This window comes from Vreelandella aquamarina (assembly GCF_900110265.1).
Classification (GTDB): domain Bacteria; phylum Pseudomonadota; class Gammaproteobacteria; order Pseudomonadales; family Halomonadaceae; genus Vreelandella; species Vreelandella aquamarina.
In genome coordinates this window covers 16890-27651 of record NZ_FODB01000051.1, presented here as the reverse complement: position 1 = coordinate 27651, position 10762 = coordinate 16890, and the positions used below count along the sequence as shown (strand labels likewise).

The 10762-nt window shown below is 58.6% G+C and carries 9 protein-coding genes; 4 read left to right on the top strand and 5 right to left on the bottom strand.

The genetic code is table 11. From position 1 onward, the window contains the following. Positions 1-402: 402 nt before the first annotated feature. The 5 genes from BMY49_RS13505 to doeA form a co-directional block, all read right to left on the bottom strand. Positions 403-1836: an aspartate aminotransferase family protein gene (locus tag BMY49_RS13505; RefSeq protein WP_089675804.1), complete on the bottom strand. Its 1434-nt coding sequence runs from the start codon at positions 1834-1836 to the stop codon at positions 403-405. A gap of 188 nt (positions 1837-2024) precedes the next feature. Then, complete coding sequence (locus tag BMY49_RS13500) at positions 2025-3521, bottom strand: NAD-dependent succinate-semialdehyde dehydrogenase (RefSeq protein ID WP_058577474.1); 1497 nt, start codon at positions 3519-3521, stop codon at positions 2025-2027. Between the two features lie 224 nt (positions 3522-3745). Further along, on the bottom strand, positions 3746-4222 hold the full coding sequence (locus BMY49_RS13495; RefSeq protein WP_058577473.1) for an Lrp/AsnC family transcriptional regulator: 477 nt from the start codon (positions 4220-4222) through the stop codon (positions 3746-3748). An 8-nt stretch (positions 4223-4230) separates the two neighbouring features. After that, positions 4231-5262, bottom strand: coding sequence for a N(2)-acetyl-L-2,4-diaminobutanoate deacetylase DoeB (gene doeB, locus BMY49_RS13490; RefSeq protein ID WP_062374042.1), 1032 nt, complete (start codon positions 5260-5262; stop codon positions 4231-4233). A gap of 26 nt (positions 5263-5288) precedes the next feature. Continuing rightward, positions 5289-6488, bottom strand: coding sequence for an ectoine hydrolase DoeA (doeA, locus tag BMY49_RS13485; protein ID WP_044628651.1), 1200 nt, complete (start codon positions 6486-6488; stop codon positions 5289-5291). A gap of 299 nt (positions 6489-6787) precedes the next feature. Here doeA and BMY49_RS13480 point away from each other — a divergent pair, with 299 nt between their 5' ends. The 4 genes from BMY49_RS13480 to BMY49_RS13465 all read left to right on the top strand — a co-directional run bounded on the left by BMY49_RS13480 (position 6788) and on the right by BMY49_RS13465 (position 10761). Next, a complete protein-coding gene (locus tag BMY49_RS13480; protein WP_062374044.1) occupies positions 6788-7723 on the top strand; it encodes a 2-hydroxyacid dehydrogenase in 936 nt (311 codons plus the stop codon). Positions 7724-7878: 155 nt separating this feature from the next. Then, positions 7879-8523, top strand: coding sequence for a hypothetical protein (locus tag BMY49_RS13475; protein ID WP_089675805.1), 645 nt, complete (start codon positions 7879-7881; stop codon positions 8521-8523). Continuing rightward, on the top strand, positions 8524-9456 hold the full coding sequence (locus BMY49_RS13470; RefSeq protein ID WP_089675803.1) for a LysO family transporter: 933 nt from the start codon (positions 8524-8526) through the stop codon (positions 9454-9456). A 75-nt stretch (positions 9457-9531) separates the two neighbouring features. Further along, positions 9532-10761, top strand: a complete 1230-nt coding sequence (locus BMY49_RS13465) for a nucleoside recognition domain-containing protein (protein WP_089675802.1) — start codon at positions 9532-9534, stop codon at positions 10759-10761. Position 10762 lies beyond the last annotated feature (1 nt).

Genomic DNA, 10762 nt, shown 5'->3' with positions numbered 1-10762 from the left:
CGACGCCGGTAGCACCGTGGCAGACCACCAGACCTCCCAGGGTAAGACGCGCGACCTTCCTCCCACCTACCCGCCGCATTTACTATCGCCCCTTCCGGATAGCTATGGGGCTTTGAGGATCATTGCACTCTCGCCCGGGTGCGATAGCCTCGTATGCGATTTCTGTTCGTCGGGCCGGGAGTTTGCCTTCAGCTTCCTTCGGATTCTGCCTTGCGGCAGACACCCTTGCTGTTCAGCTAACGGTTCCCGCTATCAGGGTCCGTAGGGGACTTTCACCCCCAAGTCATCCTGTGAGGCACCACCCTCAGGAATAGCGCCAGTCAAGGCGCTGCGCGCCATGCCTGGCGCACAACAAAAACGCCGCTGCATCAGCAGCGGCGCTTAAACGGCTAACGCAGGCGATTAAACGGTAAAAGTGGCTTCTTGCTGGCCCGTTTTCAGGTCGCCGGAGCGCACTAGCTCATCGGTCACGCGGTCGATGGCGCGTTTGGCGCGGCCGATCATTTCGTCTACTTCGCCACGGTTGATAGTCAGCGGCGGTGCAAAGCCAAGAATGTCGCCTTGAGGCATGGCGCGGGCAATCAGGTTCTCTTCCATGGCCGCAGCCGCGACACGCGGGCCCACTTTCAACGCGGGGTCGAAGTGCAGGCGCTGCTTGGCATCCGGAGAGAATTCCAGCGCAGCCATCAGGCCAACGCCGCGAACATCACCCAGCAGCGGGTGGCCTTCAAACGTCGCTTTCAGCTGCTGCTGGAAGTAACCGCCGGTTTCTGCCGCGTTGCCCACCAGGTTTTCGCGCTCGATGATATCCAGGTTGGCAAGGCCAGCAGCACAGCCCAAGGCGTGGCCGGAATAGGTCCAGCCGTGGCCGATGGGGCCGAATTCACCGGTGCCCTGCTCAAGCACTTTCCACACTTTATCGCCGACAATCACGCCAGACAGCGGCTGGTAGGCGCTGGTCAGGCCTTTGGCGATAGTGATCAGGTCAGGCTTCATATTGTAGTGGTGGCTACCGAAGTCGGAGCCGGTACGGCCAAAGCCACACACCACTTCGTCGGCAATTAGCAGCACGTCGTACTTATCCAGTACCGGCTGAATCGCTTCCCAGTAGCCTTCCGGCGGCGGCACAATACCGCCAGTGCCAAGTACTGGCTCGCCGATAAAGGCGGCAACGGTGTCCGGGCCCTCTTCCAGAATCATCGCTTCGAGCTTATCCGCGCAATAGGCAGAGAATTCCCGCTCGGTCATGCCGTGCTGCTCGGCGGCGCGCAGGTAGTAGTGCGGCGCTTCGGTATGGCGGATGGTATCGATGGGCAGGTCGAAGTGGTCGTGGAACGCCTTCAGGCCGGTCAGCGAGCCAGACGCGATGCCAGAGCCGTGGTAACCGCGCATACGCGAGATGACCTTTTTCTTCTGCGGGCGGCCCAGTACGTTGTTGTAGTAACGCACGATTTTGAGCTGGGTTTCGTTGGCGTCAGAGCCGGACATGCCGTAGTAGACCTTGGACATGTTGAGGCCTGCGATTTTCAGCACGCGCTCGGAAAGCTCGATTTGCGGCTCGTTGGAGTGGCCTACGTAGGTGTGGTAGTAGGAGAGCTCAAGCGCCTGCTTGTAGATAGCTTCAGCCACTTCAGTGCGACCATAGCCGATGTTCACACAGTAAAGACCCGCAAAACCGTCGATGAACTCACGACCATCTTTATCAACGATATTAATGCCTTTACCACCGGTAATAACACGGCCCGGTGCGTCGCCGTGGGCGAAGTCACGCAGGTGGGTAGAGGCGTGGAAGGTGACTTTACGGTCGCGTTCGATCAGATCCTGATGCAAGCTCATAACGTTCTCTCTGTACGATAAGCCTCCCCATACTTGGGGAGGGTGTTTTATCTTTGGTGACTGACTTAATGTTGGGCACCTAGCGGTGCCTTCGCCCGGCGGAGCCGGCCTCCCACAGGGCCTATTCAAGCACCTCAGCGGATGTTGTGGGAGGGCCGCTTCAGCGCGCGATGCTGTGGTTCCTAAACCTAGCTGCCCGACACCGAACCCAGTGCCCCCAGGCAGTAGTACTTCGTTTCCAGATACTCATCGATACCCGTCGCGCCACCTTCACGGCCAAGGCCGGACTGCTTAACGCCGCCGAAGGGCACGGGCGGGCCGGTCATCTTCACGGAGTTGACGCTCACCATGCCGTACTCCAGTGCGCGCATCAGCTTCCAAATACGACGAATATCATGGGTGTAGATGTACGCGGCCAGGCCGTATTCGGTGTCGTTGGCCATCTCGATCACTTCGTCGTCGCTACTATAAGCGGTAATGCCGGCCACCGGGGCAAAGTTCTCTTCCCGCCATACTTTCATTTGCGGTGTCACACCGGTCAGCAGCACTGGCATAAAGAAGTTGTCGCCCGGTGCTTGGCTTTGGTCGCCCGCGATCATGGTGGCGCCTTGGGAGATTGCGTCGTCCACAATCGCGGCTGCTTTTTCGACCGCTTGGCGGTGAATGAGCGGGCCAAGATCGACTTCGCCGTGCAGGCCATTGCCCACGGTGAGGGCCGCCATACGCTCGGTGAACTGGGCCACGAACTCATCGTGAATCGATTCGTGTACTAAAATCCGGTTAGCAGCTAGGCAGTCTTGCCCAGCGGTTTGGAACTTGGCCGCTACCGCAGCATAGGCGGCCTCTTTCGGGTCCATATCTGGCCCGACGATAAACGGCGCGTTGCCACCCAGCTCCAGTGAAAGACGCTTCACGGTGTTAGCGCTTTGCTCGATGAGCAGGCGGCCAACGCGGGTGGAGCCGGTGAACGAGAGCGCACGAATACGCGGTTCGCTGCACAAAATCTTGGAGACTTCCGCAGGCTCGCCCAATACCACGTTGAAGATGCCTTCTGGGATGCCCGCTCGCTCGGCAAGTTCTGCCAGCGCCAGCGCCGAGAACGGCGTTTCGTTGGCAGGCTTCACAATCACCGGGCAGCCTGCGGCCAGCGCGGCAGCGGCTTTGCGGGTGATCATCGCCAGCGGGAAGTTCCACGGCGTAATCATCGCGGCAATGCCCACCGGCTCTTTAATGGTGCCGAGCGATGCATTGGGAATGTGGCTCGGGATGGTCTCGCCGTAGGTGCGCTTGCCCTCTTCCGCGAACCAACGCACGAAGCTTGCGCCATACTCTACTTCACCACGGGCATCGGGCAGCGGTTTGCCCTGCTCCAGGGTCATGATGGTCGCTAGGTCTTCGCGGTTGGCTTGAATGAGGTCGTACCAGGCCAGCAGGCGTTCGCAACGCTCGTCGGCGCGCAGTGCCCGCCAGTGGACAAACGCCGCTTCGGCGGCATCCACAGCAGCGGTAATCTGCTCTGCTTCCAGCAGCGGAATATGGCCAATGGCTTCGTTGGTTGCCGGGTCGTACACGGCCTCTTCACGGCCACCTTCGCCATGGGTCCACTTGCCGTTCACGTAGGCGTACTGCCGGAACAGGCGCGGATCTTCCAGGCGTTTAGCAAGCGTGGTCGATAGTGTGGTCATGGGCACCTCCCCAGGTTGCAGCCAATACGATGAGGCCTGCTAGAGGCGACACACCGTGCACATCAAAAGGATCATCCATCGCGGCTCAAGGGTCGCGCTAAATCGATGTGTCTAGCGTAAGGGAGAATCGCCACGAAGTGTTTTTGAAAGCGCCGGTGTTTTCCGGCACTTTTTTTGTGGCAAGACGTTTTATGATGGTTTTTTTTGGCCGCAAGGCAAAGCGGCTAAAGCGCAGCGCTGGGGTCGATGCCAATCGGCTGATGCTTGACGGTCTTCGTCACGATATACGTAAAGTAGCGCTCAATGCCCACCTCCGATACCAGCCATTTATCCATCAAGCGCTGGTAGCTATCGATGGTGCGGGCTTCGAACTTCACCAGATAATCGACGCCACCGCCGACGGCCACGCACTCGGTCACTTCGGGAGTTTGCATCACCAAGGCTTCAAAGCGGGCAAAGCTTTCGGCGTTGTGCTGCTTGAGCTCGATCTGCACCCATACGGGGTTGCGCGGCACCAGCACGTCAGCATTGATGCGCGCGGTATAGCCTTCGATCACACCGGCTGTTTCCAGCCGCTTTACCCGCTCCCAGCAGGGGCTGACCGAGAGGTTAATCGCCTCGGCCAGCTTAGACTTGGTGATTCGCCCGTCCCGGGAGAGGATATCGAGAATTTTGAGATCAAAACGGTCCAGTTTCATCATACCGAGGGCTACGCCTCTAGCCGTTCAACAACATCGGCAATCACCGCTAGAGTGTCCCCCATATTGATCAGCGACGGCGCACGGCGGGCCATGAGAATACCATCGCGCTCGGCTTTGTACGCCACCGGGGCGGTGCCGCTGCGGGTCATATCGTAAACATAGGCGATGGTTTGGCCCTTCTTCACTTCGTCGCCCAGTGCCACCAGCAGCTCTAATACGCCCGAATGCTGGCTCTGCACGTAGCAGCTAGCATCCGGCATATCGAGGTACATTTGACCGCCTTCGGGCATCTCCACGTCACCGGCTACCAAACCGTAATGAATTAAGAAGTTTCGCACGCCACGCTCGGCAATCGCCATGCTTTGCGGCGTAGAGGTGCCGCCGCCGCCCAACTCCGTGGCCACAAACACTTTGCCCTGGCGCTCGCAAGCGGTGTCGAAAAGCTTTTCGGCATCTAGCTCAAACATCACCATGGCGTAAGGTGCACCAAACGCTTTTGCACCTTCCAGGGCGGCCTGCTGTTGGGCTTTGTCATCCAGCACGTGGGAAGCGCCAAACGGCAGAATATCCAGCGTGCGGCCGCCAGAGTGCAGGTCGAGCACCACATCGCTCATGGGCACCAGCACGCGGGTGAAGTAGTCGGCAATTTGCGAGGTCACCGTGCCGTTAGGGTCGCCAGGAAAGCTGCGGTTCAGGTTGCCTTTATCCATGGGTGAGGTGCGTTTGCCCGCCATCACCGCTGGGGTATTCATGCAGGGCACGATGATCACGCGTCCGGTCACGTCTTCCGCTTTCAGCGTCGAGGAGAGCTTCAACAGCGAAGTGATGCCCTCGTACTCATCGCCATGGTTGCCACCGGTGAGCAGTGCCGTGGGGCCTTCGCCATTTTTTACTACCGTGACGGGGATCATCACCGCGCCCCAAGCCGACTCATCGGTGGAAATCGGCAGTTTTAAAAAGCCGTGCTGCACGCCATCGGCGTCGAAATCAACGGTGGCGGAAATGGGGCTTGGCCGCAGTTGGTTCGGTTGAAGCGTCATTGTGTTTCCCTTGTGTTATCACGCGGCTATTTGACGAACAGCTGGCGGGGGAAATTCGCCAGGGTTTCACAGCCATCTTCGGTTATTAGGATACTTTCGGTAATCTCCAGGCCCCAGTCATCAACCCATAGGCCGGGCATGAAGTGGAAGGTCATGCCGGGCTGCAGGATAGTTTCATCCGAGGGGCGCAAACTCATGGTGCGCTCGCCCCAGTCGGGTGGGTAAGAGATACCGATGGGATAACCACAGCGGGCACCACCGCGGTCAAAGCCATATTTATCCATCGCCGCACCCAGCGCCATGGCAATATCTGCCGTGCGGTTGCCGGGTTTGGCAACCGCTAGGCCATTCTCGATACCTTCCAGCAGCGCCGACTCCGCACGGATAAAATCAACCGGTGGCGTGCCGAGAAACACCGTGCGCGACATAGGCGCATGGTAACGCTTAAACACGCCCGCAATCTCGAAGAAGGTGCCTTCGCCGGTGCGAAATGGCGTATCGTCCCAGGTTAAGTGGGGTGCGGCTGCATCTTTACCGGTGGGCAACATGGGCACGATGGCGGGGTAATCACCGCCAAATACTTTGCCGTTTTCATCGACAAAGCCCTCAATACCCACGCGATAAATCTCCGATACTAGCTTGCTCTTGGGCAGACCAGGCTCAATCACCTCAAGAATGCGCGAGTGCATCCCCTCGACGATTCTGGCCGCTACCCGCATATAAGCAATTTCTTGAGGCGACTTGATCGCCCGGCACCAGTTCACCAGCGAGTTGGCATCCATAAAGCGCGCATGGGGCAACTCTTTCAGCAGGCTTTGATACGCTTTAGCGGAGAAGTAGTAGTTATCCATCTCCATGCCCACCACACCGATATGCCAGCCACGGTCCGGCATAATCGACTGCGCCAGATACTCCATCGGGTGCATATCAGGGTTCTGGACGTAGTAATCCGGATAGTAGGTAATATTATCGGGATGAATCCAGCAGGTGCGCAGTGCACCATTGGCATCCATCCGGCGGCCGAACCATACGGGTTCGCCTTCCAGCCCCACCAGCACGCACTGGTGGACATAAAATGACCAACCATCGTAGCCGGTTAGCCACGCCATGTTGGAGGGGTCGCTGACAATCAATACGTCAATACCACGACCGGCCATTTCAGCACGCACCTTCCACAGGCGGTTTGCATACTCTTCACGAGTGAAAGGCAGGGAAACCTCAGTCATCGGGCAACTCGCCATCAAAGATCACTAAGAACCAGCGCATGCCCTAAGGCTCACTGCGCTGGGCCACAGGATCGACCTGGCCACCGCCGCTGCTGGCCCGCCAATGTCGTCTTAAGGCGATACTAGCACCCCCCCTTGGCTGCCGGTCAAAGCCTTTATTACAAAAATTTCATATGCTGTTAACGTTAGCTTTATCTACACGTTGACAGCGTTCTCCATAATGCCCTCAGGTTGCGGTATTAAGCTCCTCTCGCCCATGATAGTCAGCATGCATTATTAACTGAGTACAAGGAGATAACATGAAAGTCGTAGTGCATATTGATGACGCGGCCCAGTGGCAGGCCGCTATTGCAGAGGCGCTTCCAGAGGCCACCGTGCTTACCAGTGATGCCCCCGCCAGCGAACGGGCCAACGCCGACTACCTAGCCGTGTGGAAAGCGCCCGCTCACCTCCTGCAAGAACAAACGCAGCTAAAAGGCATTATTAACCTAGGGGCTGGGGTCGATTATTTGCTGAAGACGCCTGGGCTCCCCAAGGATGTCCCTATTGTGAAGCTACGCGATGCAGGCATGAGCGAATTGATGGCCGACTATGTGCTTTACGGCGTGCTGAACTTCTACCGCAGCATGGACCGCTACGCCGCTCAGCAGCCAAATGCCCAGTGGCAGCCCCATGCGGTGCCGGATAAAGCGAACTGGCCGGTGGGTGTATTAGGGCTAGGCGCTATCGGCAGCTATGTGGCGAGCGCGCTTCAACAGGCTGGGTTCCCGGTGCTTGGCTGGAGCCGTACCCCCAAACAGATCAGCGGCGTGCGCTGCCTGCATGGCGAGGACGGTTTAAACGAGCTACTGAACCAAGCGCAAAGCGTAGTGACCATTCTCCCCGATACAGCGGCTACCCAGCACATTCTTAACGCCGAACGGCTGGCACAACTGCCGAAAGGTGCCAGCATCATTAACCCAGGCCGTGGTAGCTTGATTGATGAGCAAGCGCTGCTGGACGCACTTGGCCATGACGGCCAGCCAGGGCACCTGCGCGGAGCACTGCTGGATGTTTTCCATGAAGAGCCGCTACCGGCAAACAACCCGCTCTGGCAGCACCCTAAGGTAATCGTGACGCCACACATGGCGGCCCCTACGCCGTTGAACGACGCCATTGATCAAGTGATTTCGTACCTGCACGCCTTTGAGGCGGGTGAAACCCTGGCTACCGTTAACCCCGACATGGGCTACTGACGTTTAACGCCACGCTCGTTATACTCGCCCACGGAACCAAGCGCTCGCTAAAGGCTCTTAGGAAGACACACTGTAGGGAGGAGGAGCCTTTGCAACACACATTCGCTCGTAACACACGGCACGGCCTATTGGGCGCTACATTGACTGCCGCGCTGATGACGAACAGCGCCGTCGCGCTTGCCGATGACAGCGCTTCCTTGGCCTCTCCTCAGCCATTCGAGGCGCAGTACCGGCTTGAAATTCGCGGCTGGCCGAGCGCCAACATTACCCATACGCTCACGCATGAAGGCTCGCATTGGCTGAGCGACATGAGTTTCTCCATTGCCGTCGCCCGAGGTAACGAGCGCAGTCGTTTCTACATCGATGATGGCGACACACACTCTTTGCTTTATAACAGCAGCTACTCTCTCTTCGGCGTCGGCGACAGCTATCAGCTCAACCAAGACGACATTCCCTCCATCGATCGTCAAGCCGCCCTGTTCGACCTCTCCCGCCGGGCTGGCACCGAAGGCTGCACCGAGAGCAACCCCTGCGATATCGACTTCGTGGATCACCGTGGGCGCGACGAACACTTCCAGTACTTCGTGAACGAGCCCACTACAGCCCGTGTGCCTGCCGGTGAGTTCGACGCTAAGCAGGTCACGCTGATTGATGCCGAAAAGCCTGACCGGCATTTGCTGATCAACTTCCATCCTGACTGGCCGGGGCTCATCCTCTCAGCCACCTATGAAAAAGAGGGGCGCCGACAAACGACACTCACCATGACCCACTTCAACCCCGCCGGGGGTAACGCGCCCTAAATGCTCTCTGGCCTATTGATCGTTTTACTGCCGCTGTTTTTGGGCTACTTGGTACGTGTCCGTTCGACCCGCTTGCTGAATCTGATTAACCGAGCCGTCAGCGGCTCGGTGTACCTGATTCTGCTGTTTATGGGCGTGAGCCTCGCCGGGCTTGAGAATTTAGGCAGCCAGCTCTCTCGTCTGGGTGGCAATGCCCTACTGCTGTTTACCATCACCACGCTGTTTAACTTAGCCGCACTGTGGTGGCTTTCTCGGCGAGTGCGGCTCAGCGCGGGCGGCTCTCCGGTAGTGAAAGATGCCCCCACCAGCAAACTCGCCGCCATGCAGGGCTCGTTAATGCTGGTGGGCGTGGTCGCAGCGGGTGTCACTGCGGGGCTGCTGCTTGGACCTATGGTTGGCGAGGCGCTGTTCACCACCGCCGACTGGCTGGCAGAGTGGGTGCTCTACGTGCTGCTGGTGTTGATTGGCTGCCAGCTGCGCAATTCGGGCATGCCGCTCAAGCAGATTCTGCTCAACCGTCAGGGGCTCGCCATTGCGGTCACCCTGGCGCTCAGCTCGCTGTTGGCAGGCTTGGCCGCCGCCCCCTTGCTCTCGCTGAGTTGGAACGAAGGCCTGGCCATGGCCTCAGGCTTCGGCTGGTACTCGCTTTCCGCCATCCTGATTGGCGACCAGCTCGGCCCGCTGATGGGCGGCGTGGCGTTCTTCAACGACCTGACCCGCGAGCTGCTGGCGTTCATCCTGATCCCGCTGGTCATTCACCGCCATACCGCACTCGCCATCGGCTACGGCGGGGCGACCTCCATGGATTTCACTCTTCCTGTTATCCAGCAGCACGGCGGCGTGGCCTGTGTGCCCATTGCCGTGGTTAGCGGCTTTATCCTCTCGCTGCTGTCGCCTCCGCTGATTCTGTTCTTTCTTTCGCTTTCGGGTTAGCACGCACGGGCGCTCCTTGGTTAGGATACGCAGCAAGCGCATACCCTCTTTTATGACCAAGGACGCCCACCCGCCATGCTCAACGGAATCTGGTTAAGCTTCTTTATTGCCGCCTTTGCGGCATCGCTCTGGCAGTGGCTGGTGGGTGGCGATAGCGAAGTGTTTGCCCGCTTGGTGCAGTCGCTGTTCGATATGGCGAAGGTGAGCGTCGATATTATCTTGGTGCTGCTGGGCACCATGACGCTGTGGCTGGGGTTTCTTTCCATTGCCGAAAAGGCAGGGTTGATACGACTACTGGGGCGGGTACTCGACCCGCTTTTTAGCCGCCTGATGCCCGAAGTGCCCCGTGGCCACCCGGCCATGGGGCTGATTAGCATGAACTTCGCGGCGAACATTCTCGGCCTGGATAACGCCGCCACGCCGATCGGTATCAAAGCGATGCATTCGCTGCAAAGCCTTAATTCCAGCAGTGAGACCGCCAGCAACGCTCAAATCCTGTTTTTAGTGCTTAATACCTCGTCGCTCACCCTGCTGCCCGTCACTATTTTTATGTACCGCGCCCAGCAGGGAGCCACCGACCCGACGCTGGTATTTTTACCGATCTTGTTAGCGACAAGCGCCTCTAGCCTGGCTGGGCTGTTGGCGGTAGCGGTGATGCAGCGTTTAAAGCTCTGGCACCCTGTCGTGTTGGCCTATTTAGTGGCGGCTGCGTTAGCGTTAGGGCTATTGATCACTACTTTAGCGGGGATGTCCGCTCAGGCGCTGGCGGCGGCCTCAACGCTGGTGGGCAATCTGACCCTGTTTAGCATTGTGATGATGTTTCTAGTGGTTGGCGCGCTTCGCGGAGTGAAGGTGTACGACGCCTTTATCGAAGGGGCTAAAGAGGGCCTGAGCTTTACCATCACCCTGCTGCCCTACCTGATTGCCATGCTGGTCGCGGTGGGTGTGCTGCGCGCCAGCGGCGTGCTGGATGCCGGGCTTGGCGGTATCCGCTGGCTGGTTGAGGGCATCGGCTGGGACACCCGCTTTGTGGATGCGCTACCCACCGCCTTTGTGAAACCGCTCTCCGGCAGCGGCTCCCGCGCCATGATGATCGAAACCATGAACACCTTTGGTGTCGATAGCTTCCCTGGGCTACTGGCGGCCACCTTCCAAGGCAGCACCGAAACCACGCTTTACGTGCTGGCGGTTTACTTCGGTGCCGTAGGCATCACCCGCATTCGCCATGGGTTGGGATGCGCCCTGGTCGCCGATATAGCAGGCATCACCACCGCCATTCTGGTGTGCTACTGGTTCTTTGGCTGAA